The sequence below is a fragment of the Conexibacter woesei DSM 14684 genome (genome assembly GCF_000025265.1).
GTDB lineage: Bacteria > Actinomycetota > Thermoleophilia > Solirubrobacterales > Solirubrobacteraceae > Conexibacter > Conexibacter woesei.
The window spans coordinates 4,898,554-4,924,117 of record NC_013739.1 but is presented as its reverse complement, the minus strand read 5'-3'; the positions used below and the strand labels follow the sequence as shown (position 1 = coordinate 4,924,117).

The window sequence follows — 25,564 nt, the reverse complement described above, 5'->3', positions numbered from 1 at the left end:
ACCGTGGCCCGCACGACGTTCCCCGTCGAGGTGCTCACCCCCGAGGGTGAGATCTTCAACGACCAGGTCGAGATGATCGCGACGAAGACGGTCGAGGGCTCGATCGGCATCCTCGCGAACCACCAGCCGCTGCTGGCGATGCTCGACCCGGCCGAGCTGCGGCTGTACCGCTCCGAGGGCGACGTCGTCCGTCTCGCCCAGGGCGAGGGCTACCTGCAGGTCGCCGGCGACGGCGGCGTGCTGATCCTCGTCCAGGACGCGATAGCGCCCGAGCAGCTCGACAGCTCCGACCTGAGCGAGAAGCTGCGCGCCGCCGAGGAGGCCTACGCGAGAGCGGAGGAGCACTCGGAGGAGCAGCGCCTCGCCGCCCGCAACAAGCGCCGCTGGGAAGCGTTCCAGCGGATCGCCGGCGGCAGCTGAGCCGCACGCCGCCGGCCAGGCCGTCCCCGGGCATGCACCGGGGGCCGGCCTGCGCGTTGTCTATCCTGGATCGACCGTGGTCGACGAACGCGCGCTTGCCGAACGCCTCATCACGTATGACACGTCGCGCGCCGAGGAGCTGGCGGCCGCGGCGGCGTTCGTGCGCGGCTGGCTGGAGGCGCGCGACATCGAGGTGCGCGAGCACGCGCACAACGGCCTGCCCGTGATCGTCGCCGACGTCGGTCCCGCGGATGCGCCGACGGTGATCTTCCACGGCCACCTCGACGTCGTCCCGGGCCTGGAGGAGCAGTACGAGCCGCGTGTCGAGGGCGATCGCCTGATCGGCCGCGGCGCCTACGACATGAAGGGCGGGCTCGCCGCGATGATGTGCGCGGTGAAGGACTGCGCCGCGCAGGACCGCGTCCGCGTCCGCTTCGTCTGCGTGCCCGACGAGGAGTCCGAGGACGTCGACTCGCGCTCGACCGACGAGCTGGTCGCGTCCGGCCTCAGAGGCGACTTCGCGATCACGGGCGAGCCGACCGACCTGCACATCGGCGTCCAGGCGAAGGGCGTGCTGGCGATGCGGATCGACGTCGCCGGGCGCTCCGCCCACGGCTCGACGCCGTGGCTGGGCGACAGCGCCGTGCTGAAGGCGGTCGACGTCTTCCGCCGGATCGAGGCGCTGCCGTTCTCGCGCGAGTCCTCGGAGCTGTTCGACCGGCCGTCGATCAACCTCGGCCGGATCGAGGGCGGCGACGCCTTCAACAAGGTGCCCGACCGCTGCGAGATGGTCGTCGACGTGCGCTACCTGCCGGGACAGGACCCGGGCGCGATCCTCGCCGAGGTGCGTGCGATGGAGGACGTGACCGTGACGAACATGCTGACGCGGCCGCCCGCCTACGTCTCGCGCACGAACCCCTACGTCCGCGCGCTGCGCGACGCGATCGCCCGCACGCTCGACGACGACGCCGTCTCGGTCGGCCGCGATGGCGCTTCCGACGCGGTCTCGTTCCTCGAGGCCGGCATTCCGGCGGTCGAGTTCGGGCCGTCCGGCGCGGGCCATCATGGCCCTGACGAGTGGGTCTCGCTGGCGTCGCTGACGCGCTATCGAGGCGCGCTCTCGGACTTCGTCCGCACGCTGCCCGACTGGCTCGCGCGCGACCGCGCCGGCGAGCCCGGCGGCCTGCACGCGATCGAGGGCGGGTTGGCATGAGTCCTGAGCTGCCCGACTTCCCCGGCCGCGGGCGCGGCGGGCTGTGGCTGCGGTTCCTCGCCGCCGCCGTCGTCGTGATCTTGTTGACGGCGGGCGCGACGGCGACTGCGGGCCTGCTGAACGTGCAGTCGTTCGTCGACGACCTGAAGGCCGGCGGGACGATCAGAAACGTCGACGACGTGATCACCCGCGCCGACGCGGGCGATCCGCGCACGATCCTGCTGATCGGCTCCGACCACCGCTTCGGCGCCGACCGCAGAGATGCGCGCTCGGACACGATGATGCTCGTGCGGATCGACCCCGACGCGGCCGCGACGACGGTGCTGTCGATCCCGCGCGACCTGAGAGTCAGCTTCAGAACGAGAGACGGCGGCTTCCACCCGGACGCGAAGATCAACGAGACCTACTCGCTCGGTGGCGAGGCGCTGACGGCGAGAGTCGTCAGCGACACGTTCGGCGTCGACATCAACCACATCGCGAACGTCAACTTCAGAGGCTTCCGCGAGGCGATCGACGCGATCGGCTGCGTCTACGTCGACGTCGACCAGCGCTACTACCACTCGAACGTCGGCGTCCCGGTCGGCCAGCAGTACGCCGAGATCGACATCATGCCCGGCTATCAGATGATGTGCGGGCAGAGAGCGCTCGACTACGTCCGCTACCGCCATCTCGACAACGACCTCGTGCGCGGCGCGCGCCAGCAGGACTTCCTGCGCCAGATCCGCTCGCAGTACGACGCCAACGACTTCATCGACGACCCGCACAAGCTGACGCGCGTGATCGGCAGACGGATGCAGACCGACAAGGGCCTGCAGTCGGTCGACGCGCTGATCGACTTCGGCAAGCTCGTCGCGTTCTCCGCCGGCAGACCGATCCAGCAGATCTCGATGACGCCGACCTACACGACCGGCGCCAACGGCGCCTCCTACGTCGAGGCCGGGCCGGAAGAGATCGCGCGGATCAGACGCGCGTTCCTGAACCCCGACAAGACGCCCGCGCCGCCGCGCCGCAAGGCCGGCAGGGGAGCGAAGGGCAGACGCGCCGCCGCCGAGGCGCCCGCGCCGCCTGACCTCGTCGACATGGCGCAGACGGGCAAGGACTACACGATCCAGCTCGGCCAGATGAACTTCCCCGTCTACTACCCGAAGCTGCTGCCGAGCTCCGACGGCTACATGCCGACGAACACCGGCGGCGAGGGCGGGTACCCGATCAAGTACCGCACGAAGGCGCCCGACGGGAAGATGAAGCAGTCCTACCGGCTCGTCGTCAGAGTCGGCGACCTCGGCAACTACATGGGCGTGCAGGGGACGACGTGGCTCGATCCGCCGATCCTCAAGAACCCCTCCGCGGACAGCCGCACGGTCAACGGCAAGAAGCTCGACCTCTACTACGACGGCAAGAGGCTGCGGATCGTCGCGTGGAGAACCCCGAGAGCGGTCTACTGGATCTCCAACACGCTCGAGAAGAGACTCACGAACGAGCAGATGCTCGGGGTTGCGGGCTCGCTGACGCGCCTGGGCGGGCGCTAGAGGCCGCTGCCCGCGTAGTAGGCTTCGCCGCCGCATGAGCCAGAACCAGCGCGAACCAATCGCCGTGATCGGCACCGGGTACGTCGGCCTCGTGACGGCCGCCGGCTTCGCTGAGCTCGGCAACGACGTCTGGTGCGTCGACATCGACGCCGACAAGATCGCCCGCCTCAATCGCGGCGAGGTCCCGATCTACGAGCCGGGACTCGCCGAGTCGATCGCGGCCAACCGCGAGCGGCTGCACTTCTCGACCGAGCTGGCAGAGGCGCTGGAGCACGCGCGCCTGCTGTTCGTCGCGGTCGGCACGCCGCCGACGTACTCCGGCGACGCCGATCTCTCCGCCGTCCACGCCGTCGTTGACGCGATGCCCGCCTCCGACCGCCACGCGCTCGTGATGAAGTCGACCGTCCCCGTCGGCACCGGCGCGTCGATCAAGCGCTCGTTCGCCGCGCGCGGCAAGGACGGCTTCCGCTACGTCTCCTGCCCCGAGTTCCTCAAGGAGGGCTCGGCGCTCGCCGACTTCCGTGCGCCGGACCGCGTCGTCGTCGGCGACGACGGCGACTGGGCCGGCGACGCCGTCGCCGAGCTGTACGCGCCGCTCGGCGCGCCGCTCGTGCGCACCGACGTCCCCAGCGCGGAGATGGTCAAGCTCGCCTCCAACGCGTTCCTCGCGACGAAGATCTCCTTCATCAACGAGATCGCCAACGTCTGCGAGGAGACCGGCGCCGACGTCACCGAGGTCGCGCGCGGGATGGGCCTCGACGACCGCATCGGCTCGAAGTTCCTGCGCCCGGGGATCGGCTACGGCGGCTCCTGCTTCCCGAAGGACGTCAGCGCGCTGAAGCTGCTGGCCGGCAACTCCGGCTACCACTTCCAGCTCCTCAACGCCGTGATCGAGGTCAACGAGCTGCAGAAGCGGCGCGTGATCAGAAAGCTCCAGAAGCACCTCGGCACGCTCGTCGGCAAGCGGATCGCACTGCTCGGGCTCGCGTTCAAGGCGAACACCGACGACATGCGCGAGGCGTCGTCGCTCGTGCTCGCCGCCCGCCTGCAGGGCGAAGGCGCGAGCGTCAGCGCGTACGACCCGATCGCCGAGCAGGAGGCGCGCAAGCTGATGCCCGGCGTCGACTTCGCCGACTCCGCGCTGGGCGCGCTCGACGGCGCCGACGCCGCCGTGCTCGTGACCGAGTGGCCGGAGTTCGCCGAGCTGGACTGGAACGCGGCCGGCGCACGGATGGCGGGCAAGCTCGTGATCGACGGGCGCAACCACCTCGACCCAGCGACCCTCGGCGCCGCCGGCATCGCCTACGAGGGCGTCGGGCGCGGCTCCTGATGCAGGCGCTGATCCTTGCGGGCGGCGAGGGGACGCGCCTGCGGCCGCTGACCTCGACCGTTCCCAAGCCGGTCGTTCCGCTCGTCGACCGGCCCTTCATCGCGTTCATGCTCGACTGGCTGCGGCGCCACGGCGTCGACGACGTCGTCATCTCCTGCGGCTTCATGGCCTCGGGCGTGCGCAACGTGCTCGGCGACGGCAGCGCCTTCGGCATCCGCCTCCGCTACGTCGAGGAGCCGAGACCGCTCGGCACCGGCGGCGCGATCAAGTTCGCCGAGCCGTTGCTCGACGAGCGCGTGCTGGTGCTCAACGGCGACGTGCTGACCGACATCGACCTGACCGCGCAGCTGGCGCAGCACGAGCGCACCGGCGCTCGCGTCACGCTCGCGCTGATCGCGGTCGACGACCCGTCCGCGTACGGCCTCGTGCGACGGGACGAGGACGGCGGCGTGCGCGAGTTCCTCGAGAAGCCGAGCCCGGACCAGATCGACACGAACCTCGTCAACGCGGGCGCGTACGTGCTCGAGCGCGAGGTGCTCGACGCGATCCCCACCGAGCGCGCCGTCTCGGTCGAGCGCGAGGTCTTCCCGACGCTCGTCCGCAATGGCCTCTACGGCTACGAGGCGAGCGGCTACTGGCTCGACATCGGCACCCCCGAGCGCTACCTGCAGGCGTCGCACGACATCCTCGACGGCGCCGTCGAGACGTCGGTGCCGGAGGCGTTCGACAGCCGCAACGTCGCGATCGCCGACAGCGCCGAGGTCCAGGGGCGCGTCGTCGGCCCCGCGCTCGTCGGCCCCGGCGTGCGGATCGCCGCGGGCGCGCTCGTGAGCGGCCGGACCGTGCTGGGACGCGGCGTCGAGATCGGCGAGGGCGCGCACATCGACGGCGCCGTCGTGCTCGACGGGGCGGTCGTCGGCCCGCACACGACGGTCTCGCACGCGATCCTCGGCCCCGGCGCGCAGCTCGGCGCCCACTGCCGCGTCGACGGCGGCGTCGTGCTCGGCGAGGGCGTCGTGCTCGGCGCCGAGAACCATCTGACCGCTGGTGCCCGCCTGTTCCCCAACGTGTCCCTTCCGGACGGAGCGATCAAGTTTTGAGCGATCTCAGCCGCGAGGCCGTCGAGGCGGTCGACACCGCAAAGCAGGTCGACGACATCCTCGGCCTCCCCGAGCACCTGCGCGACGCGCTGTGGCGCGTCGAGTCGGCGAAGCTGGAGCCGCGCGACGCCCCGGGCGGCTTCATCGTCGCGGGCATGGGCGGCTCGGCGGTCGGCGGCGCGCTCGCCGCCGCCGTGCTGGGCGACCGCGCGTCGCGCCCGATCGCGATCGCGCGCGACTACGGCCTGCCGGCATGGACGACGCACGAGGCGACGGTCCTCTGCTCCAGCTACTCGGGCAACACGGAGGAGACGCTGGCGGCGTACGAGGCGGCCGGCGTGATCGGCGCGCAGCGGATCGTCGCGACGACCGGCGGCAAGCTCGCCGCGGCGGCGCGCGCGGACGGCGTCCCGGTCGTCCCGCTGCCGGGGATGTTCCAACCGCGCGTGGCGGTCGGCTACTCGCTCGTGATCGCGCTCGAGGTCGCCGCGTTGTGCGGTGCCGCCGAGTCGCTGCACTCTGAGATCGACGTCGCCGCTGCGCACACCGAGGCGCTCGCGACGGAGTGGGCGCCGGACGGCCCGGAGGACTCGCTGCCGAAGGAGATCGCGCGCGGCCTGCACGGCACGATCCCGCAGATAGCGGGCGCCGGCCTGACCTCGCCGGTCGCGTACCGCTGGAAGACGCAGTTCAACGAGAACGCGAAGACCCCGGCGTTCGCCGCCGAGCTGCCGGAGCTGAACCACAACGAGATCGTCGGCTGGCAGGGCGCGGCCGAGCTCGGCCGCTTCAGCGCCGTCTTCCTCGACGACTCCGACCTGCACCCGCGCGTGCGCCAGCGGATCGAGCTGACACGCGGCTTCATCAGCCCCACGGCGGCCAGCTCGTTCCGTGTCGAGGGACGCGGGGAGACGCGGATGGAGCGGCTCGTCTCGCTCGTGCTGCTGGGCGACCTCGTCTCGCTCTACGCCGCGGTCCTGCGCGGGATCGACCCGACGCCGGTCGAGATGCTGGACCGGCTCAAGACGGTGCTCGCGGGCGGCTGACGCGAACGGAACGGGCCGTGCGCGGCCCGTTCGGAAGGTTGACACAGTCGTGGTAAGGTTGTCCGCGCCGATGGCGACGGACGCGCTCACGATCCATGAATCCGCGGAGACGACCGGCTGGTCGCCCCGCATGCTGCGCTACATCGAGCGCAGCGGCCTGGTCGTGCCAGCACGGTCGGCGTCCGGCTACCGGCTCTACGGCGCTGCGGAGCTGCAGCGCCTGCGCACGCTGCGCGAACTGCTCCAGCGCTTCGACCTCGGCCTCTCCGACGTCGTCTTCGCGCTGCGCCTCGGCAACGACGCCGAGCTGCGCAGCAGCGTCGAGGAGTGGCTGGAAGCGGAGCCGGCCAAGCCCGAGCACGTCGCCGCGAGCGACTGGCTCAGCTGGGAGCAGGACAAGCACGAGAAGCTCGTAGCGGCCGCGAGATCGGCGCCAGCCGATCTCGCAATCCAATCGGCGCCAGCCGATTGGACGGACGCCGCACCGACCAACGTCACGGAACTCACCGGAGGAAGCACGGGATGACCGCCACAACGACCACGCAGGACTTCAAGGTCGCCGACCTCTCCCTCGCCGCCTTCGGGCGCAAGGAGATCGACCTCGCCGAGCACGAGATGCCGGGCCTGATGTCGATCCGCAAGGAGTTCGCCGACGCGCAGCCGCTCAAGGGCGCGCGGATCATGGGCTCGCTCCACATGACGATCCAGACCGCGGTCCTGATCGAGACGCTGACTGCTCTCGGCGCCGAGGTCCGCTGGGTCTCCTGCAACATCTTCTCGACGCAGGACCACGCTGCGGCCGCCGTCGCGGTCGGTCCGAACGGCACGCCCGAGAACCCGCAGGGCGTCCCCGTCTTCGCCTGGAAGGGTGAGACGCTGGAGGAGTACTGGTGGTGCACCGAGCAGGCGCTCCGCTGGCCCGGCGAGGACGGCCCGAACATGATCCTCGACGACGGCGGCGACGCCACGATGCTCGTCCACAAGGGCACCGAGTACGAGGCCGCCGGCGCCGTGCCGGACCCCGCCACGGCGGAGTCGGAGGAGTTCACCGTCTTCCTGACGCTGCTGCAGCGCTCGCTGGGCGAGGACCCGCAGCGCTGGACGAAGATCGGCCAGGGCATCAGAGGCGTCACCGAGGAGACGACGACCGGCGTCCACCGTCTCTACGAGATGACCGAGGCCGGCACGCTGCTGTTCCCGGCGATCAACGTCAACGACTCCGTCACGAAGTCGAAGTTCGACAACCTCTACGGCTGCCGCCACTCGCTGATCGACGGCATCAACCGCGCGACCGACGTGATGATCGGCGGCAAGGTCGCCGTCGTCTGCGGCTTCGGCGACGTCGGCAAGGGCTGCGCCGAGTCGCTGCGCGGCCAGGGCGCGCGCGTCATCGTCACCGAGATCGACCCGATCTGCGCGCTGCAGGCTGCGATGCAGGGCTACGAGGTCGCGACGCTCGCGGACGTGATCGGCACCGCCGACATCTTCATCACGACGACGGGCAACAAGGACATCATCACCGTCGCCGACATGGCGAAGATGAAGCACCAGGCGATCGTCGGCAACATCGGCCACTTCGACAACGAGATCGACATCGCCGGTCTGACGAAGTACGACGGCATCGTGCGCGAGACGGTCAAGCCGCAGGTCGACGAGTGGCGCTTCCCGGACGGCCACACGATCATCATGCTGTCCGAGGGCCGCCTGCTGAACCTCGGCAACGCGACCGGACACCCGTCGTTCGTGATGTCGAACTCGTTCACGAACCAGACGATCGCCCAGATCGAGCTGTTCACGAAGCCGGGCGAGTACGAGAAGAAGGTCTACGTGCTGCCCAAGCACCTCGACGAGAAGGTCGCCCGCCTCCACCTCGACGCGCTCGGCGTCAAGCTGACGAAGCTCAGCGAGGAGCAGGCCGCGTACATCGGCGTGCCGGTCGACGGCCCGTACAAGGCCGACCACTATCGGTACTAGACCCGATCACGATGTCGCCGACCTCGGGCTTGCCGAGGTCGGCCAGGCGCGGGTCGAGTGGGCGGACGCGCGCATGCCCGTCCTGCGCTCGATCCGCGAGCGCTTCGCCCGCGAGCAGCCGCTCGCGGGCGTGCGCGTCGCCGTCTGCCTGCACGTCACGACCGAGACGGCCAACCTCGTCCGCGCGCTGAGCGCCGGCGGCGCCGAGGTCGCGCTCTGCGCCTCGAACCCGCTCTCGACGCAGGACGACGTGGCCGCCGCGCTGGTCGACCGCTACGACGCCTCGGTCCACGCGATCCAGGGCGAGGACATGGCGACCTACTACGACCACATCGAGCACGTGGTCGACACGAGACCGCAGATCACGATGGACGACGGCGCCGATGTCATCTCCGTCATCCACAGCCGCCGCACCGAGCTGCTGGGTGACATCGTCGGCGGCACCGAGGAGACGACGAGCGGCGTGCTGCGGCTGCGCGCGCTCGAGTCGCAGGGCAAGCTCGGCTTCCCCGTCGTCGCCGTCGGCGAGGCCCAGACGAAGCGCTTCTTCGACGACCGCTACGGCACCGGCCAGTCGACGCTCGACGGCATCCTGCGCGCGACCAACACGCTGCTCGCCGGCCGCGTCGTCGTCGTCTTCGGCTACGGCTGGTGCGGCCGCGGGATCGCACTGCGCGCCCGCGGCGCCGGCAGCCAGGTCGTCGTCTGCGAGGTCGACCCGCTGCGCGCGCTGGAGGCGAAGCTCGACGGCTTCGAGGTGATGCCCGCGCTCGCGGCCGCCGCCAAGGGCGACGTCTTCGTGACCGCGACGGGCGGGCGCGACGTCGTGCGGCGCGAGCACTACGAGCTGATGCGCGACGGCGCGCTGCTGTGCAACGCCGGCCACTTCGACGTCGAGCTGAACCTCGCCGACCTGCGCGCGGTCGCGCCCGAGCGCCGCGTCGTGCGCGAGCACGTCGAGCAGCACGTGACGCCGGACGGGCGTCGCCTCCACCTGCTGGCGCAGGGCCGCGTCGTCAACCTCGCCGCGGCGGAGGGCCACCCGGCCGCCGTGATGGACGTCGCGTTCGCCAACCAGGCGCTCGCGGCCGAGTACCTCGTGCGGCACGCGCACGAGCTGAGAGCGGGCGTGATCGAGGTCCCGCGCGAGCTCGACCACGAGATCTCACGCCTCACGCTCGCCTCGCTCGGCGTCGAGATCGACGCGCTGACCGCCGGTCAGCAGGAGTATCTGACCGCGTGGGAGATCGGCACCTGAGCAGCGCCGGGGTAGTGCCAGGGCTACCGCGAAGAGTCGCCCTCGCCTGACTGGTGGCGCCGCGCCCGCGGCTCGAACATCGTCGGCATGGATTCAGACGGCGATGCGGGCGGCGCGGTGCGGCTGCTCGAAGTGACCAAGCGCCACGGCCGCGGCAGCGCGGCGGTCACCGCGCTCGACGACCTGACGGTCGACTTCGCGGCCGGCAGCTTCACCGCGATCATGGGCCCGTCGGGCTCCGGCAAGTCGACGCTGCTGCAGTGCGCGGCAGGGCTCGACCTGCCGGACACGGGTGACGTGCGGCTCGACGGCGTCGAGCTGACGCGACTCGGCGAGGCCGGGCGGGCGCGCCTGCGGCGCGAGCGCGTCGGCTTCGTCTTCCAGGCGTTCAACCTGCTGCCGGCGCTGACGGCCGAGCAGAACGTCGCGCTGCCGCTGCGGCTCGCGGGGCGGCGCGTCCCACGCGCGGCGCTGCGCGGCGCGCTCGCCGCCGTCGGCCTGGAGGACCGCGCCCGCCACCGCCCGAGCGAGCTGTCCGGCGGCCAGCAGCAGCGCGTCGCGATCGCGCGGGCGCTGCTGCACCGGCCAGCCGTGCTGTTCGCCGACGAGCCGACCGGCGCGCTCGACACGACCAGCGCGCGCCGCATGCTCGGCACGCTGCGCGGCCTCACGGACCGCGACGGCCAGACGGTCGTGATGGTCACGCACGACCCGATCGCGGCCGCCCATGCCGACCGCGTCCTGTTCCTCGCCGACGGACGGATCGTCGGCGCGATGGAGCGGCCGACCGCCGAGGGTGTCGCGGCGCGGATGACGCAGCTGGAGCAGGCGGCGTGATCGGCGCACGAGCGGCCGCCGTCGCGCCGCGCGGCGCGGGGGCGGCCTGATGCTGCGACTCGCCGCCTCCACTCTGCGCGCCCGCTGGCCGGCGCTGGCCGGCGCGTTCGCCGCGCTCGCGCTCGGCGCGGCGCTGTCGATCGCGGCGGCGGCGGTGATCGCCGCTGTCTCCGACGTCGGCGACAGGGGGCCGCAGCGGCTGCGCCACGCGCCGCTCGTCGTCGCGGGCACGCCGTCGCTGTCGATCCCTTCGATCCCGGCGGAGGAGCGCGATCCGGCGACCGAGCGCAACCCGCAGCGGGTCGCGCTCGCCCCGGCGCTCGCCGCCCGCCTCGCGGCGCTGCCGGAGGTCTCGCGCGCGGTCGTCGACCGCGCGTTCCCGGTGCGCGTGGGCGCCGCCGCGCAGGGGAGCGGCGCCGTGCCGGGCGCCGTGCAGGGCGCCGCCACCACCGGGCGCCCGTGGTCGTCGCGGCTGCTCACTCCCTACAGACTCGTCGCCGGCCGCCCGCCCGCGGCTCCCGGCGAGGTCGTCGCGGCGACCGGCGGGAAGGGCGGCGGCGGAGCCGGCGGCATCGGCACGCAGCTCGATGCGACGCCGCTGCTCGCGACCCCGGCGGGTCCCGCGCAGTACCGCGTCGTCGGGCTCGCCGCGCCGCGCGACGGCCGCGGGCCCGCCTACGAGCACCCGCTCTTCTTCGCCGACGAGGAGGCCGCGCGGCTCGCGCCGCGGATCGACGCGATCGGGATCTGGCCGGCCGCCGCGGCGCCGGTCGTGCGCGACCTGCTCCAGCGCGATGCGCCTGGCGTCGTCGCGCTCGACGGCGCCCGCCGTGGCGAGCTGGAGCCGAACGCCGATGCCGACGCGGCGGCCGGCGCCGGCGTGCTGCTGAGCCTGATGGCGACGACGGTCGGCTTCGTCGCGGTCTTCGTGATCGCCTCGTCGTTCGCCTTCGCCGTCGCGCTGCGACGACGCGAGCTGGGGCTGCTGCGCGCCGTCGGCGCGACGCCCCGCCAGGTGCGCCGGCTGGTGCTCGGCGAGGCCGCGCTGTTCGCGACGGCCGCGGCCGTCGTCGGCGCGCTCGCGAGCCTCGCTGTCGCGCCGCTGCTCGGCGGCTGGATCGCCGACCACGGGCTCGCACCCGCGGGAATGCGGGTCGCGCCGAACCTGCTCGCGGTCGCGCTCGGCAGCGGCTTCATGGTCCTCGTCGCGCTGTGCGGCGCGTGGGCGGCTGCGCGCCGCGCGGCGCGCGTGCTGCCGGCCGAGGCGCTGCGCGACGCGGCGGTCGACCGCGGGGTGATGACGATCGGGCGCTGGGCCGTCGGCCTGCCCGCGATCGGCGGGGCGGTCGCGCTGATGCAGCAGCCGGTCCCGGCCGATCCCGCCGGGCAGCTGATGGTGACCTTCGGCGAGGGGGCGCTGCTGATCGTCGGGCTGACGATGATCGCGCCGGTGCTCGTCCCGCCACTCGCGGCACTGCTGGTGCTGCCCGCCGCGCGCGTGCGCGGCGCCGGCCCGCTGCTCGTCCGCCAGCATGCCCGCGCCGCCGTCCGCCGCACCGCCTCGACGGCGGCGCCCGTGCTCGTCGCGGTCGGTCTGACGGCGGCGCTGGGGTCGATGGTCGGGTCGTTGGAGCAGTCCGACGCGGCGTCGGTCAAGGCGCGCTTCGACCCGCGCGCGGCGGTCGTGACCGCGCCCGGCGGCGGCGGGCTCTCCGACGCCGACGTGGCGGCGCTCGCCGCGATCCCGGGCGCGCAGGTCGCCCCGCTGCTCGATGCCGACGTGCGCGCGATCGGACCCGAGGGCCTCGGCCCCGTCGCCGCCTCCAGCCTCGACGCCGCGCACACGCCGCTGGTGCTGCGCTCCCCGCTCGTCGGCGGCTCGCTCGACCGCCTCCACGGCGACGCCGTCGCACTCGGCGAGCTGACCGCGCGACCGCTGCGCAAGCGCGTCGGCGACCGCGTCCGCGTCTGGTTGCCGGACGGCGCCGAGCGCGAGCTGGAGGTCGTCGCGATCGTCGGCGACGGCTTCGGCGTGACGGGCATGTACGTCCCGCGCGAGCTGCTCGCCGGCCACGTCGGCGGCGCGGCGGCGACCTCCGTCCACGTGCGCCTGCCAGACGGCGACGCGACCGCGCAGGCCGCGCTGCGCGAGCTGACCGCCGCGCGCGGCCTCGCGCTGCGCGAGCAGGCTGGGCCGCGCAAGGTCGCCGACGTGACCGACAGCAGCAACATGAACAGACTCGCGCTGCAGGCGATCCTCGGCGTCGCGCTGCTCTACGTCGCGATCGCGCTCGCGTCGACGGCCGCCGTCGGGACGGTCGCGCGCGCGGGCGAGCTGGCGCTGCTGCGGCTGTCGGGCGCGACGCCGCGGCAGGTCCTGCGGCTCGTCGCGGCCGAGGCGTTCGTCGCGACGGCGGTCGGCGCGCTGCTCGGGCTCGCGATCGCGGCGGGAATGGCGCTCGCGCTGCGGCGCGGCTTCGCGGCGCTGACGGGCCCGGCGGTCGTCGCGATGCCGTGGGGACTGCTGGCGGCGCTGTCGGCCGGCTGCGCGCTGATCGCCGTCTCCGCGTCGCTCGCGGCGGCGCATCGCAATCGGCCCCTCCCGTGAAACTCTCCCGCGGTCGTCCTGCCTTCGTGTCGCATAGCGACCACAAGGCAGGACGATGGCGCCCGCGCCTCTACGATCGGCCGATGCGCCCGCGCCGCCCGCTCCCGCTGACCGCGCGGCCGTGGCGTGCGCTCGCATACCTGCTCGTGCGGCTGCCGCTGCCGGCCGCCGGCGCCCTCGCCGTGCTGCTGCCGATCGTCGTGGGCGGCTGGATCGGCGTCGCGGTCGCGTTGCCGCTGCTGGTCGCGTACGTGCTCGTCGCCGTCGCGGCGGCGCCGGCCGAGCGGCGGGCGGTCGCGCTGCTCGGCGACGTGGCCGTCCGCGATCCGCATCGCGAGCCGGACGGGCCCGGCACGATCGCGCTGCTGCGGTTGCGGGTGCGCGAGGCGACGACGTGGCGCGAGGTCGCCAACGCCCTGCTCGCCGCCGTGCTCGCCCCGCTCGACGGCCTCGTCCTGCTGACGTTGACGCTCGGCTCGCTCGGCCTGCTCGCGGCGCCGCTGCTGATCGCCGCCGATCCGGTCGCGATGGGGCCTTGGGAGATCGATTCCGCCGGCGAGGCATGGTTCGGCTGCGCTGTCGGGCTCGCACTGCTGCTCGGCGGCGCCTACATCGTGACCGCGCTCGCCGCCGCGCACGCCGCGCGCGTGCGGGCGCTGCTGGGTCCCCGCGGCGACGAGCTGCGCGATCAGGTGACCGAGCTGGCGCGCTCGCGCGTGCGGCTGATCGACGCGTTCGACGTCGAGCGGCGGCGGATCGAGCGCGACCTCCACGACGGCGCGCAGCAGCAGCTCGTCGCGCTCGCGATGACGCTCGACCTCGCCCGCATCGAGCTGGAGGGGAGCGGCGGCGAGGCGGCGCGACTGGTCGAGCGGGCGCATGCGCAGGCGACGCGGACGATCGCCGAGCTGCGCGACCTGATCCACGCGATCCACCCGCCGATCCTCGCCGAGCGTGGGCTCGGGGCGGCGGTGCGGGCGCTCGCCGACCGCGCCGCGCTGCCGGTCCGCACGGCGGTCGAGGTCGACCGGCGGCTGCCGGAGGGCGTCGAGACGGCGGCGTACTTCGTCGTCTCCGAGACGCTCGCGAACGCGGTCAAGCACAGCGGCGCGGCGGCGGTCGACGTCACGGTTCGGCTTGCCGACGCCACGCTCGCGGTCGAGGTCCGTGACGACGGCCGCGGCGGCGCCGACGCCGCGCGCGGCAGCGGCCTCGCCGGGCTCGGCGACCGCGTCGCGGCGGTCGGCGGGCGGCTGACGCTGTCGAGCCCGCCGGGTGGCCCGACGGTCGTCCGCGCCGAGATCTCGTGTCCGCCGGGTGGCATGCTGCGGCGATGAGCGAGGAACGCCCGACCGTCGTGATCGCGGAGGACAGCGCGCTGCTGCGCGAAGGGCTCGTCGGCGTGCTGGAGCGGTTCGGCTTCGCGGTCCCCGCGAGCGCGGGCGACGCCGAGGAGCTGCTCGCGGCGGTCGCCGAGCACCAGCCGCAGCTCGTCGTGACCGACGTGCGGATGCCGCCGACGTTCCGCGACGAGGGGCTGCGCGCCGCGATCGAGCTGCGCCGCCGCGATCCGGCGCTGCCCGTCGTGGTGCTCAGTCAGTACGTCGAGCAGACCTACGCGGCCGAGCTGCTGGCCGGCGGCGAGCAGGGGATCGGCTACCTGCTGAAGGACCGCGTCGCGGACGTGCGCGCGCTCGTCGCAGCGCTGCACGAGGTGCTCGTCGGCGGCACGGTCGTCGACCCGGAGGTCGTGCGGCGGCTGCTGGCGCGGCGCCGCGACCCGCTCGCGAAGCTGACCGCTCGCGAGCGCGAGACGCTCGCGCTGATGGCCGCCGGGCGCTCGAACGCCGCGATCGCGCGCGAGCTGGTCGTGACCGAGGCGACGGTCGGCAAGCACATCCGCAACCTCTTCGACAAGCTCGAGCTGCCGCCGGCCGCGGACGACCACCGGCGCGTGCTGGCGGTCGTCACCTACCTGCAGGAGGGCGACGGCGAGGGGTGAGCGGGGTGGTGGCCGCACTGCACCCGACCGCCCGGTCGTACACAATCCGCCCGTGCGCATCTCCGCGAAGACCGACTACGCCGTGCGGGCGGCCGTCGAGCTGGCCGCCGTCACCGACGAGCACCCGCTCAAGAGCGAGCGGATCGCGACCGCGCAGGAGATCCCCCTGCGCTTCCTCGAGAACATCCTCGTGCAGCTGCGCCAGGGCGGCATCGTCGTCTCGCGGCGCGGCGCGGAGGGCGGCTACCGCCTCGCGCTGCCGCCGGAGGAGATCACCGTCGCCGACGTCATCCGCGCGATCGACGGGCCGCTCGCGGCCGTCAGCGGCGAGCGCCCGGAGAAGCTCGACTTCCACGGCACCGCGGAGCCGCTGCGCGAGGTGTGGGTCGCCGTGCGCGCCAGCCTGCGTGACGTGCTGGAGCACGTCACGCTCGCCGATCTCGCGAGCGGGGCGCTCCCGGACGCGGTGAGAGCACGCACCGCTGATCCCGACGCGTGGCTCACGCGCTAGGGTCCGCTTCGATGAAAGCCATGGTCCTCGCCGCGGGGCTCGGTACACGCCTCCGCCCGCTCACGTACGAGATCCCGAAGCCGATGGTCCCGGTCCTCGACCGGCCCGTGATGGCGCACATCGTCGATCTGCTCGAACGCCACGGGTACGGAGAGATCGTCGCGAACCTCCACTACTTCCCGGACACGATCCGCGCCTACTTCGGCGATCGCATCGTCTACCGCGAGGAGCCGGAGCTGCTCGGGACGGCGGGCGGCGTGCGCAACTGCGCCGACTTCCTCGCCGACGACACGTTCCTGATCATCTCCGGCGACGCGCTCACCGACATCGACCTGACGCGCTTCGTCAAGCGTCACAAGGAGGCCGGCGGCGTCGCGACGCTCGCGGTCAAGCGCGTCGCGGACACGCGCGAGTTCGGCGTCGTCCTGCACGACGACACCGGCCGGATCACCGGCTTCCAGGAGAAGCCCGAGCCGGCCGAGGCGCTGTCGGACCTCGGCAACTGCGGCATCTACCTGTTCGAGCCGCGGATCTTCGACTACTTCCCCGACCAGCCGTTCGTCGACTGGGCCAATGACGTCTTCCCGGCGCTGCTGGCGCAGGACGTCCCGTTCCACATCCACGAGATCGACGAGTACTGGAACGACGTCGGCTCGCTCGGCGAGCTGAAGGACGGCACGTTCGACGCGATGCGCGGCGAGCTGCACCTCGAGGTCGAGGGCGAGCCAGTCGCCGAGGACGTGATCGCCGGGGAGGGCACCTCGCTCGACGGCGCCACGCTCATCGAGCCGCCGGTGTGGCTCGGGCGCGACGTCAAGATCGGTCGCGACGTGCGCCTGCAGGGTCCGCTCGTGATCGGCGACGGTGCCGTGATCGGCGACGGCGCGGCGCTGAAGGACGCGATCGTGCTGCCCGGCACGGAGGTCGCGCCCGGCGGCATCCTGATCGGCGCGATCGCCGGCTCCACCGGCATCGTCGACAAGCTGCGCCCGCGCGCCTAGCTATCCGGGCGCTCGCTCGCTCGCGGCCGGCTCGCCCGCGGCGGGCTCCGACGCGGCCGGCTTGCCCGCGGCGGGCTCCGGCGCGGCCGGCTCACTCGCCGGCCGCTCGGCGGCCGGTCCCTCCGCCCGGTCGGCGAACCGCTCCGCGCGCACGTCGGCCTTCTCGGACTCGTCGAGCATGCGGACGAACAGGAACGCGATCGCGATCCCCATCACGACCGCCTGCTCGACGGCCATGATCGCGCCCGCGAGCGCCTGGTCGCTGGTGGGGGAGAGCCCCCAGTACTCGGGCTGGTCCTTGTAGAACTCGTAGATCGCGTCCGGCGCGAACGTCAACAGGATGCCGAGGAAGCCGACCGTCACCTTCGTGCTGAGCATGTAGACGATCGGCGTCATGCCGTCGCGGCGCAGGCGGGTGCTGACCGGCGACAGCAGGTGCCACCAGTAGAGAAAGCCGGCGCCGGTGAAGCTGATGTGCTCCAGCAGGTGCACGGCGCTGTGCTCGGCGGCCGCGTTGTAGAGCGCGGGGATGTGCCAGATCCACATCGCGCCCGTGTAGAGGAAGACGGCGAACAGCGGCGAGGCGAGGAAGCCGGCCTTCTTCTCGATCGTGTGGATGCGCCGCGTCGCCGGGCGCAGCAGGACCTTCGTGAAGCCGAGGATCACGAGGATCGGGGCGACGTCGAGCAGCAGCACGTGCTGGACCATGTGCATCGCGAGGATCTGCTCGCCGAGCGTGTCGACGGGCGACAGCAGCGCGATGCCGAACGCGGCGACGCCGGTGAGGAAGGCGATCAGCCGCCAGACCGACGGCGGGTGCGGCTCGCCGGGGGCGCGGCTCTGTCGCCAGCGCCAGACGTAGACGACGACGTAGACGACGAGTGCGACGACGATGCCCGGGGCGAAGCTCCACGATGCGTCCGGCGACATGTGCGCCGATTGTCGCAGTCGTGGGGTGGAGACGGCACTGCGGTGAGCGCGACGATCGGGGCATGTCGCCCCGCCGCTCCTCGCTCCCCGACCTGCTCCTGCGCGCCCGCGACGAGCTGCTCGCGGCGGTCGTTCCGCCGGCGTGCGCCAGCTGCGGGCACGTGCTGGCACGCGCCCACCAGCTGCTGTGCGACCGCTGCCGCGCCGAGCTGCCGTGGCTGGGACCGGCGCGCTGCGGCTGCTGCGGGCTGCCGCGGCCGTGCGGGCCGCCGTGCCCGGCGCGCGACGCCGCGTTCTCGGCGGCGTGGGCGCCGCTCGCCTACGACGGCACGGCCCGCCGCCTCGTCGCCGCGTTGAAGTTCGGCGGCGCCCTGCCGGTCGCGCAGCTGATGGCGGCGCAGATCGCCGCCGGCGCGCCGCGCGAGCTGCTGCGCGACGTCGTGCTCGTGCCGGTCCCGCTGCATCCCGCCCGGCGCCGTGCGCGCGGCTTCGATCAGGCCGGCCGGATCGCCGGCGCGCTCGCAGATCGCAGCGGCCTGCCGCTCGTCCGCTGCCTGCGCCGCGGCGGTCCGGCGACGCGCCAGCTCGGTGCCTCGCGCGCGACGCGGCGCGCCTCCGGCCGGCTCGCGATCACGGTCGCCGACGCGGTCCCGCCGCGCGTCCTGCTCGTCGACGACGTCCACACGACGGGCGCGACGTTCGACGCCTGCGCCCGCGCGCTGCGGGGCGCGGGCGCCGCCGAGGTGGCCGCGGTCGCCTACGCACGCGCGTTGCGGCGATGAACGGATGGATGCGAGCCGATCGGGGGACTACCATGGACGTACACCCGAGCCCACCCATAGAAGGGGGAGCCCATGCGCATCGAGGTCAAGGGACGCAACACGTCCGTCACCCAGGCCCAGCGGGAGCAGATCGAGCGTCGCTTCCGCAAGATCGCACGCCAGGTGTCGGAGCTCGCGCAGCTCGAGGTCGAGCTGTCCGAGCAGCGCAACCCCTCGATCCCCGAGGCCCAGGTCGCCGAGGCGACGTTGTACCTCAAGGGCGTCACGCTGCGCGCGCGGGCCGAGGCCGGGGACATGGGCCACGCGATCAACCTCTGCGAGGAGCAGTTGTTCAAGCAAGTCAAACGGCATCGGGACAAGCGCCGCAAGCGGCGCGAGACGCGCGCCGCGCAGGCGGCCGCGTACGGGGCTCAGGCCCAGGCGTAGCCGCCCGCTCCACTGGCGCCGCGACGCTCGTTCGCGGCGCCTGCCGGATCTTCGGATTCCTGACGGTTCGAAGCGTCGCAGGAGGGTTGCATTCGGCCCCTTCGCCGATGCTACGCTAGCCCCATGTCGTTGATCGATCGCGCACTTCGCTTGGGCGAGGGCAAGAAGTTCAAGGGGTACGAGCAGCGCGTTGCCAAGATCAACGCCCTGGAGCCCGAGTACGAGGCGATGTCCGACGAGGAGCTTCGCGAGGCCGCCGACGAGTTGCGTGAGCGCGCGCGAGGCGAGGACGCCGAGCCGCTCGAGGATCTGCTCTACGACTGTTTCGCGATGGTCCGCGAGGCGGGCCGGCGCACGATGGGCATGCGGCACTTCGACGTGCAGATGATCGGCGGCATGGTCCTGCACGACGGCTCGATCGCCGAGATGCGCACTGGCGAGGGCAAGACGCTGACGGGGACGCTGCCCGCGATCCTCAACTCGCTCGCGGGCAAGGGCGTCCACATCGTCACGGTCAACGACTACCTCGCGCGCCGCGACTGCGAGTGGATGTCACCGATCTACGACGCGCTCGGAGTGACGTACGGCGTGCTGCAGAACATGCAGCCGACCGAGGAGAAGCGCGCCGCCTACGCGGCCGACCTCACCTACGGCACGAACTCGGAGTTCGGCTTCGACTACCTGCGCGACAACATGGCCGGCTCGCTGGAGGACAAGGTCCAGCACGGCGGCCGCGACCTCGGCGAGGTCCGCACCGCGAAGGACCGGCTCGACCGCCGCTCCGCCGCGCACACGTTCGCGATCGTCGACGAGGTCGACAACATCCTGATCGACGAGGCGCGCACGCCGCTGATCATCTCCGGTGCTCCGGAGGAGGCCGGCGACCTGTACGCGAGATTCGCGCGCCTGGCGCCGATGCTCACCCCCGGCAGAAGACCGGAGGGGATGGATCCGCGCGCGAAGAAGGAGTTCGTGGCGGACTTCGACTTCGAGTTCGACGAGAAGCACAGAACGGTCTCGATCACCGAGCGCGGCGTCGCCAAGGCCGAGCGCTTCCTCGGGATAGACCATCTCTACCGCGCCGAGAACGGCCACCTCGTCAACCACCTGATCCAGTCGCTGCGCGCACAGGCGCTCTACAGACGCGACGTCGACTACGCCGTCATCGACGGCGAGGTGATGATCATCGACGAGTTCACCGGGCGCATCCTCGAGGGCCGTCGCTGGTCGGAGGGGCTGCACCAGGCGATCGAGGCGAAGGAGGGGGTGAACGTCACCGAAGAGAACCAGACGATGGCGACGATCACCTACCAGAACTACTTCCGCCTCTACGACAAGCTCTCGGGCATGACCGGCACCGCCATCACAGAGGCGACCGAGTTCATGAAGATCTACAGACTCGGCGTCGTGCAGGTCCCGACGAACCGCCCGATGGTCCGCAAGGACCAGAACGACCAGGTCTACAAGACCAAAGAGGGCAAGTGGACGGCGGTCGTCGACGAGATCGTCGAGCGCAACAGAAGAGGCCAGCCGATCCTCGTCGGCACGATCTCCGTCGAGGTCTCCGAGGATCTCGGCCAGCGCCTGGCCAAGCGCGGCGTCCCGCACATCGTCCTCAACGCGAAGCCGGAGCACGCCGAGAAGGAAGGCGAGACCGTCGCGGAGGCCGGACGCTCCGGCGCGGTCACGATCGCGACGAACATGGCCGGCCGCGGCGTCGACATCAAGCTCGGCGGCAACCCCGAGCACCTCGCTGCGCGCGAGGTCGTCAAGCTCGGCCTGCAGCCCGACGACCCCGACTACGAGGAGCACTACGCCACGGTGCTGCCGGAGATCGAGCGGCGCGTCGAGGAGGACCGCGACAAGGTGATGGAGGCCGGCGGCCTCTACATCATCGGCACCGAGCGTCACGAGTCGCGCCGGATCGACAACCAGCTGCGCGGTCGCGCCGGCCGCCAGGGCGATCCGGGCGAGACGCGCTTCTACCTCTCCGCCGAGGACGACCTCGTGCGCCTCTTCGCCGGCGAGCGGATCTACAAGATCCTCGACCGCTTCGGCACGACCGACGACGAGGGCAAGGAGGAGCCGATCGAGGCCGGCCTGCTCTCGAAGCAGATCGAGAAGGCGCAGAAGAAGGTCGAGGAGCAGAACTTCCTCATCCGCAAGCGCGTGCTCGACTACGACGACGTCATGAACGAGCAGCGGCGGATCGTCTACGCCTACCGCGACGAGGTGCTCGACGGTCGCGACATGGGCGAGCCGGCGCGCGAGGAGATCTCGCAGATGCTCGAGCGCACGGTCGATGAGCACACGCCGGGCGACTACATCGAGGACTGGGACGTCGAGGGCCTGTTCGCGAGAGTCGGGGAGATCTTCCCGCTCAGCTTCGCGCAGGAGGACGTCAACCCCGATTCGATCGAGCGCTCCGAGCTGGTCCGCCTCTTCGTCGACGACGCGCTGACGCGCTACGACGAGCGCGAGAGAGAGCTCGGTGACGAGCTGATGCGCGTGCTGGAGCGCTACCTGCTGCTGCAGATCATCGATCAGCGCTGGCAGGAGCACCTCTACGACATGGACTACCTGCGCGAAGGCATCCACTTGCGCGGGTTCGCGCAGATCGAGCCGCTCGTCGCGTACAAGAACGAGGGCTTCACGCTCTTCCAGGACCTGATGAACACGATCTGGGCGGACTTCGCCCGGATGATCTTCAACGTCGAGGTCCAGGTCGACAGCGGCGAGGCGGAGGCGGCCCCCGAGGAGGTCGTCCCGCAGGCGCCGACGCGCAACAGCTCGTGGACGAGCGGCGGCTTCACCTACTCCGGCTCGGCCAGCTCGACGATGGCGCCGTACTCGGCGATGACGACCGATCCGGACGCCGCCGCGCTCGCCGCGAGCGAGCAGCCGGTCGTCGACGTCGACGACGACGCAGGTCCGCGCGTCGAGCAGCGCAGAGTCGATGCGATCGACCAGATCGGCCGCAACGACCCGTGCTGGTGCGGCAGCGGCAAGAAATTCAAGAAGTGCCACGGCACCTGAGCCGGTCCGCCGCGTCCGCCGTCTGACACCGCAGGCGCACGCACGCGGACGTGCGTACATTTCTCGCGTGACCTTTTCGCCGCGCGCGTCTCTTCCGTTCTGAAGGGGCGCCCACGGCGGCGTCGCAACCGACGGCTCCAGGAGGACGAGATGGACGCTCGCAACGGGAAGCGAATCACGCAGATCGCATTGGTGGCATTGGCGTTGGTGCTCGGCACGGTCACGGCGACCGCGCTCGCACGCGACGGCGCCGACGACGGCACCGGCACGACAGGAACGACCGGCACGACGCAGACCGGCACGACTCAGACGACGCCGCAGCCGGGCGTGACGCCGCTGCCGGGCCGCAAGATCCGCGTCGTCGGCACTGTCTCGGCACGCGATGAGGCTGCGAGAACGTTCACGTTGACGGTCAAGCGCCGCACCACGCGGACGTTCACCGTCCGCTCCGGCCGCGTCCCGGCGGTTGACAGCTTCGTGCTCGTGAAGGGCCGTCGCCTCGACGACGGCACGATTCAGGCGAGCCGCGTGAAGCTGCTGAGAGGCTGCCACGACGATGACGACGACGTCCGCGGACGTGCCGCGCACCGTGGCCACGACGACGACCACTGCGACGACCGCCGTGGGCGTGGCGATGACGATCGTGGGCGTGGGCGCGATGACGACGACCGTGGCGATGACGACCGCGGCCGTGGGCGCGGCGACGACGACTGACGATCGGAGCCGATTCCCGATGACCCGGCGACGCGCGACGGCAGACCCGCCGTCGCGCGGCGTTTGACGGCCGCCGATGAAACCCTGGCTCTCGGACACCCTGCTGCGGACGCAGACCGACGAACGGCTCGTCACGCTGACGCGCGCCGGTCACGAGCGCGCGTTCGCGGCGATCGTCGAGCGCTACCGCCGGCCGCTCGTGGCGTTCGCGCGGCGGATCGCGCCGGACAGCCGTGCCGAGGACGTCGTCCAGCAGGCGCTCACGAGCGCCTGGGCGGCGCTCGCCGCCGGGGCCGAGGTGGCTCACCTGCGCGGCTGGCTGCACCAGATCGTTCGCCACGAGGCGATTCGGATCGCCAAGCAGGAAGGGCGGGCGATCGTCGACCCGCTCGCGGAGGAGGAGACGCACGCGCAGGCGGGCGGCCGTGACGTCGCCGCGGCCGCGGAGGAGAACGAGCGCGTGCGCGAGGCGCTCAGCGGCATCGCGGGGCTGCCCGACCAGCAGCGCGAGGCGCTTGTGCAGACGACGCTCGCCGGTCGCAGCCGCGGCGAGGTCGCCGCGGCGCTCGGCCTCAGCGAGGGCGCGGTCCGTCAGCTCGTCCACCGAGCGCGCACGACGCTGCGCGCCGCCGCGACCGCGCTGACGCCGCTGCCGCTCGCGACGTGGGCCGCTGGGATGGCCGGCGGCGGCGGTCCCGGCATCGCCGAGCTGGCGGCCGGCGCCGGTGGCGCGACGCTTGCGGGAACCTTCGTGAAGGCGGGCGCCGTCGTCGTCGCGACCGGCGCGATCGCGACCGGCGTGACCGTCACGAGAGACCGCCGCCCGGTCGATCCCCAAGCCGCGCAGGCGCGCGGCGGCGAGACGGCGGCGCGCCCGGCGGCCGCGGGCGGTGCCGGCAGCGGCGGCGTGCTCGTCCCCGCGGCGATCGCCCCGTTCGGCGGCAGCGGCAGCGGCGGAGGCTTCGCGAGCGACGCCGCCGAGGACCGCCGCGGCCGCGGGCGCGGCGGCGACGACGATCGCGACGACGACCGGCGCGGGCGCGACGACGATGACGACCGGCGCGGTGGGGACGACGACGATCGGCGCGGTGGGGACGACGACCGCGACCGCGACGACGACCGGCGCGGCCGTGGTGACGACGACCACCGCGGCCGGGGCGATGACGACGACCGCAGGCATGGTGACGACGATCGCCGCGGTCGGAGCGGCGACGACCGGCGTGGCGGCGAGCGCGAGGGCGATGACCGGCGCCACGGTGGTGAGGACGACGACGATCGCGGTGGGCCGGCGCCGCGGGCCGATCGTGCAGGCGACGACCGCTCCGGGCGCGGCCGCGGCTCCGGCGGAGACGATCGCGACGACGACGCCGGCTCGCCCGGCTCCGGCGGCAGCTCGTCGGGCAGCGGCAAGCGGAGCGCCCCCGCACGCGAGGCGGAGGACCGCGAGTCCGGCGGCAGCGGCTCCTCCGGCGCGGGCGGCTCCACCGGTGGAAGCGGCTCGTCTGGCGGAGGCCCGTCCGGCGGGGGAGGTTCCTCGGGCGGCAGCGGCTCCTCCGGCGGCAGCGGCTCGTCCGGCGGAAGCGGCTCCACGTCCGGCAGCGGCTCCTCCGGCGGAGGCGGCTCGTCCGGTGGCGAAGACGACTCGGGCGGCGGCGACGACTCCGGCGGCGACGACGACTGACGCCGCGCCGCGTCCGTCCGGCGCTCTCGGCTAGCCTGAGGGGCGATGTCCGCCACACCGCCCGCAGCCTCCTCGGAACCGACGCCCCAGCGCCTGAAGGCGATCCGGGAGCAGCTGACGCTGCTCGCCGACTACGTCGATCCGAAGGCGCTCGAAGCCCACGTCGCCGAGCTGGAGCAGGAGATGGGCGCGCCGGGCTTCTGGGACAGCCAGGAGAAGGCGGCGAAGACGAGCGCCGAGCACGCGCGCGCGAGCCGCAAGCTCGACACGTACAGAACGCTCGTCAGCGACGTCGAGGATCTCGAGCCGCTCGCCGAGATGGCGCAGGAGGACCCCGAGCTGGAAGCCGAGCTGGCGGAGCAGATCGCCAGCGCCGAGCGCCGCCTGGAGCAGCTGGAGGAGGAGCGCCTCTTCTCCGGCAGATACGACGGCGGCGACGCGCTCGTGACCGTCAACGCGGGCGCCGGCGGCACCGACGCGCAGGACTGGGCCGAGATGGTCCTGCGGATGGAGATGCGCTGGGCCGAGAAGCGCGGCTTCGACGTCGAGCTGCTGGAGGTGAGCGCCGGCGAGGAGGCGGGCATCAAGTCCGCCACCTTCCGCGTCAAGGGCGAGAACGCCTACGGCCTCTACGGCGCCGAGAAGGGCGTCCACCGGCTCGTCCGCCTCAGCCCGTTCGACTCCGCCAACCGCCGCCAGACGAGCTTCGCCGGCGTCGAGGTCGCTCCGGTCGTCGAGGACGCGGCCGAGGTCGAGATCGACGACGACGACCTGCAGGTCGACACCTACCGCGCCTCCGGGGCCGGCGGCCAGCACGTCAACAAGACCGACTCCGCCGTCCGCATCACGCACAGACCGAGCGGCATCGTCGTGCAGTGCCAGAACGAGCGCTCGCAGTCGTCCAACCGCGCGACCGCGATGGCGATGCTGCGCTCCAAGCTCGTCGAGCTGGAGGAGCGCAGACGGCAGGAGGAGATCGCGAAGGAGAAGGGCGAGGCGCAGGACGTCAACTTCGGCTCGCAGATCCGCTCGTACGTCCTGCACCCGTATTCGATGGTCAAGGACCACCGCACGGAGTTCGAGATCGGCGACACCGGCCGCGTGCTGGACGGCGATCTCGACGGCTTCGTGCGCGCCTACCTCCTCCAGGCAGCCGCTAGGTAGAG

Annotated in this window: 22 protein-coding genes; 21 read left to right on the top strand and 1 reads right to left on the bottom strand. The window is 72.6% G+C overall.

Features of this window, described 5'->3' with window-relative positions; genetic code table 11:
• Window positions 1-3: 3 nt before the first annotated feature.
• The 15 genes from atpC (at window position 4) to CWOE_RS23120 (ending at window position 16,829) form a co-directional block, all read left to right on the top strand.
• On the top strand, window positions 4-420 hold the full coding sequence (atpC, locus tag CWOE_RS23190; protein ID WP_012936081.1) for an ATP synthase F1 subunit epsilon: 417 nt from the start codon (window positions 4-6) through the stop codon (window positions 418-420).
• A gap of 76 nt (window positions 421-496) precedes the next feature.
• On the top strand, window positions 497-1,633 hold the full coding sequence (locus CWOE_RS23185; RefSeq protein ID WP_012936080.1) for a M20 family metallopeptidase: 1,137 nt from the start codon (window positions 497-499) through the stop codon (window positions 1,631-1,633).
• On the top strand, window positions 1,630-3,162 hold the full coding sequence (locus CWOE_RS31300) for an LCP family protein (RefSeq protein WP_012936079.1): 1,533 nt from the start codon (window positions 1,630-1,632) through the stop codon (window positions 3,160-3,162). Before CWOE_RS23185 ends, CWOE_RS31300 begins: the two co-directional genes overlap by 4 nt.
• 34 nt (window positions 3,163-3,196) lie before the next feature.
• Window positions 3,197-4,492, top strand: coding sequence for a UDP-glucose dehydrogenase family protein (locus tag CWOE_RS23175; protein WP_012936078.1), 1,296 nt, complete (start codon window positions 3,197-3,199; stop codon window positions 4,490-4,492).
• Window positions 4,492-5,592 carry a sugar phosphate nucleotidyltransferase gene (locus CWOE_RS23170; RefSeq protein WP_012936077.1) on the top strand — a complete coding sequence of 367 codons (1,101 nt, stop codon included), beginning with the start codon at window positions 4,492-4,494 and terminating at the stop codon, window positions 5,590-5,592. The genes CWOE_RS23175 and CWOE_RS23170 overlap by 1 nt, the downstream gene beginning before the upstream one ends.
• On the top strand, window positions 5,589-6,638 hold the full coding sequence (locus CWOE_RS23165; protein ID WP_012936076.1) for a bifunctional phosphoglucose/phosphomannose isomerase: 1,050 nt from the start codon (window positions 5,589-5,591) through the stop codon (window positions 6,636-6,638). Before CWOE_RS23170 ends, CWOE_RS23165 begins: the two co-directional genes overlap by 4 nt.
• Before the next feature lie 70 nt (window positions 6,639-6,708).
• Entirely contained in the window at window positions 6,709-7,164 is a 456-nt protein-coding gene (locus tag CWOE_RS23160) for a MerR family transcriptional regulator (RefSeq protein ID WP_012936075.1), read from the top strand.
• The gene (ahcY, locus tag CWOE_RS23155; RefSeq protein ID WP_012936074.1) at window positions 7,161-8,612 is read left to right on the top strand and encodes an adenosylhomocysteinase; all 1,452 of its coding nucleotides are present in this window, start codon (window positions 7,161-7,163) and stop codon (window positions 8,610-8,612) included. The genes CWOE_RS23160 and ahcY overlap by 4 nt, the downstream gene beginning before the upstream one ends.
• Window positions 8,602-9,870, top strand: a complete 1,269-nt coding sequence (locus CWOE_RS23150) for an adenosylhomocysteinase (protein ID WP_012936073.1) — start codon at window positions 8,602-8,604, stop codon at window positions 9,868-9,870. The genes ahcY and CWOE_RS23150 overlap by 11 nt, the downstream gene beginning before the upstream one ends.
• Before the next feature lie 87 nt (window positions 9,871-9,957).
• The gene (locus CWOE_RS23145) at window positions 9,958-10,707 is read left to right on the top strand and encodes an ABC transporter ATP-binding protein (protein WP_012936072.1); all 750 of its coding nucleotides are present in this window, start codon (window positions 9,958-9,960) and stop codon (window positions 10,705-10,707) included.
• A gap of 49 nt (window positions 10,708-10,756) precedes the next feature.
• Complete coding sequence (locus tag CWOE_RS23140; RefSeq protein ID WP_012936071.1) at window positions 10,757-13,315, top strand: ABC transporter permease; 2,559 nt, start codon at window positions 10,757-10,759, stop codon at window positions 13,313-13,315.
• Between the two features lie 83 nt (window positions 13,316-13,398).
• A complete protein-coding gene (locus tag CWOE_RS23135) occupies window positions 13,399-14,652 on the top strand; it encodes a sensor histidine kinase (protein WP_012936070.1) in 1,254 nt (417 codons plus the stop codon).
• Window positions 14,649-15,317, top strand: a complete 669-nt coding sequence (locus CWOE_RS23130; protein ID WP_012936069.1) for a response regulator transcription factor — start codon at window positions 14,649-14,651, stop codon at window positions 15,315-15,317. The genes CWOE_RS23135 and CWOE_RS23130 overlap by 4 nt, the downstream gene beginning before the upstream one ends.
• A gap of 52 nt (window positions 15,318-15,369) precedes the next feature.
• The gene (locus tag CWOE_RS23125) at window positions 15,370-15,828 is read left to right on the top strand and encodes an RrF2 family transcriptional regulator (protein ID WP_012936068.1); all 459 of its coding nucleotides are present in this window, start codon (window positions 15,370-15,372) and stop codon (window positions 15,826-15,828) included.
• Between the two features lie 11 nt (window positions 15,829-15,839).
• Window positions 15,840-16,829, top strand: coding sequence for a sugar phosphate nucleotidyltransferase (locus CWOE_RS23120; protein ID WP_012936067.1), 990 nt, complete (start codon window positions 15,840-15,842; stop codon window positions 16,827-16,829).
• Here the strand turns inward: CWOE_RS23120 and CWOE_RS23115 are convergent, their stop codons facing one another.
• Complete coding sequence (locus tag CWOE_RS23115; protein ID WP_012936066.1) at window positions 16,830-17,759, bottom strand: cytochrome c oxidase assembly protein; 930 nt, start codon at window positions 17,757-17,759, stop codon at window positions 16,830-16,832.
• Window positions 17,760-17,821: 62 nt separating this feature from the next.
• Here CWOE_RS23115 and CWOE_RS23110 point away from each other — a divergent pair, with 62 nt between their 5' ends.
• The 6 genes from CWOE_RS23110 (at window position 17,822) to prfB (ending at window position 25,562) form a co-directional block, all read left to right on the top strand.
• Window positions 17,822-18,541 carry a ComF family protein gene (locus CWOE_RS23110; RefSeq protein WP_012936065.1) on the top strand — a complete coding sequence of 240 codons (720 nt, stop codon included), beginning with the start codon at window positions 17,822-17,824 and terminating at the stop codon, window positions 18,539-18,541.
• Window positions 18,542-18,613: 72 nt separating this feature from the next.
• Window positions 18,614-18,967 (top strand): ribosome hibernation-promoting factor, HPF/YfiA family, encoded by a 354-nt coding sequence (gene hpf, locus CWOE_RS23105; protein WP_012936064.1) that lies wholly within the window; start codon window positions 18,614-18,616, stop codon window positions 18,965-18,967.
• Window positions 18,968-19,090: 123 nt separating this feature from the next.
• Window positions 19,091-22,003: a preprotein translocase subunit SecA gene (secA, locus tag CWOE_RS23100; protein WP_012936063.1), complete on the top strand. Its 2,913-nt coding sequence runs from the start codon at window positions 19,091-19,093 to the stop codon at window positions 22,001-22,003.
• Between the two features lie 150 nt (window positions 22,004-22,153).
• The gene (locus CWOE_RS23095) at window positions 22,154-22,717 is read left to right on the top strand and encodes a hypothetical protein (RefSeq protein WP_012936062.1); all 564 of its coding nucleotides are present in this window, start codon (window positions 22,154-22,156) and stop codon (window positions 22,715-22,717) included.
• A gap of 76 nt (window positions 22,718-22,793) precedes the next feature.
• Window positions 22,794-24,398 carry an RNA polymerase sigma factor gene (locus CWOE_RS31295; RefSeq protein WP_012936061.1) on the top strand — a complete coding sequence of 535 codons (1,605 nt, stop codon included), beginning with the start codon at window positions 22,794-22,796 and terminating at the stop codon, window positions 24,396-24,398.
• A 45-nt stretch (window positions 24,399-24,443) separates the two neighbouring features.
• Window positions 24,444-25,562, top strand: coding sequence for a peptide chain release factor 2 (gene prfB / locus CWOE_RS23085; RefSeq protein WP_012936060.1), 1,119 nt, complete (start codon window positions 24,444-24,446; stop codon window positions 25,560-25,562).
• Window positions 25,563-25,564: the final 2 nt, after the last annotated feature.

Excerpts from the sequence above, each read along its gene's own strand:
- CWOE_RS31300 (WP_012936079.1), top strand. The coding sequence starts at position 1,630 with ATGAGTCCTGAGCTGCCCGACTTCCCCGGCCGCGGGCGCGGCGGGCTG.
- CWOE_RS23175 (WP_012936078.1), top strand. The coding sequence starts at position 3,197 with ATGAGCCAGAACCAGCGCGAACCAATCGCCGTGATCGGCACCGGGTAC.
- CWOE_RS23170 (WP_012936077.1), top strand. The coding sequence starts at position 4,492 with ATGCAGGCGCTGATCCTTGCGGGCGGCGAGGGGACGCGCCTGCGGCCG.
- CWOE_RS23160 (WP_012936075.1), top strand. The coding sequence starts at position 6,709 with ATGGCGACGGACGCGCTCACGATCCATGAATCCGCGGAGACGACCGGC.
- ahcY (WP_012936074.1), top strand. The coding sequence starts at position 7,161 with ATGACCGCCACAACGACCACGCAGGACTTCAAGGTCGCCGACCTCTCC.
- CWOE_RS23145 (WP_012936072.1), top strand. The coding sequence starts at position 9,958 with ATGGATTCAGACGGCGATGCGGGCGGCGCGGTGCGGCTGCTCGAAGTG.
- CWOE_RS23140 (WP_012936071.1), top strand. The coding sequence starts at position 10,757 with ATGCTGCGACTCGCCGCCTCCACTCTGCGCGCCCGCTGGCCGGCGCTG.
- CWOE_RS23135 (WP_012936070.1), top strand. The coding sequence starts at position 13,399 with ATGCGCCCGCGCCGCCCGCTCCCGCTGACCGCGCGGCCGTGGCGTGCG.
- CWOE_RS23130 (WP_012936069.1), top strand. The coding sequence starts at position 14,649 with ATGAGCGAGGAACGCCCGACCGTCGTGATCGCGGAGGACAGCGCGCTG.
- CWOE_RS23120 (WP_012936067.1), top strand. The coding sequence starts at position 15,840 with ATGAAAGCCATGGTCCTCGCCGCGGGGCTCGGTACACGCCTCCGCCCG.
- CWOE_RS23115 (WP_012936066.1), bottom strand. The coding sequence starts at position 17,759 with ATGTCGCCGGACGCATCGTGGAGCTTCGCCCCGGGCATCGTCGTCGCA.
- CWOE_RS23110 (WP_012936065.1), top strand. The coding sequence starts at position 17,822 with ATGTCGCCCCGCCGCTCCTCGCTCCCCGACCTGCTCCTGCGCGCCCGC.
- hpf (WP_012936064.1), top strand. The coding sequence starts at position 18,614 with ATGCGCATCGAGGTCAAGGGACGCAACACGTCCGTCACCCAGGCCCAG.
- secA (WP_012936063.1), top strand. The coding sequence starts at position 19,091 with ATGTCGTTGATCGATCGCGCACTTCGCTTGGGCGAGGGCAAGAAGTTC.
- CWOE_RS23095 (WP_012936062.1), top strand. The coding sequence starts at position 22,154 with ATGGACGCTCGCAACGGGAAGCGAATCACGCAGATCGCATTGGTGGCA.
- CWOE_RS31295 (WP_012936061.1), top strand. The coding sequence starts at position 22,794 with ATGAAACCCTGGCTCTCGGACACCCTGCTGCGGACGCAGACCGACGAA.
- prfB (WP_012936060.1), top strand. The coding sequence starts at position 24,444 with ATGTCCGCCACACCGCCCGCAGCCTCCTCGGAACCGACGCCCCAGCGC.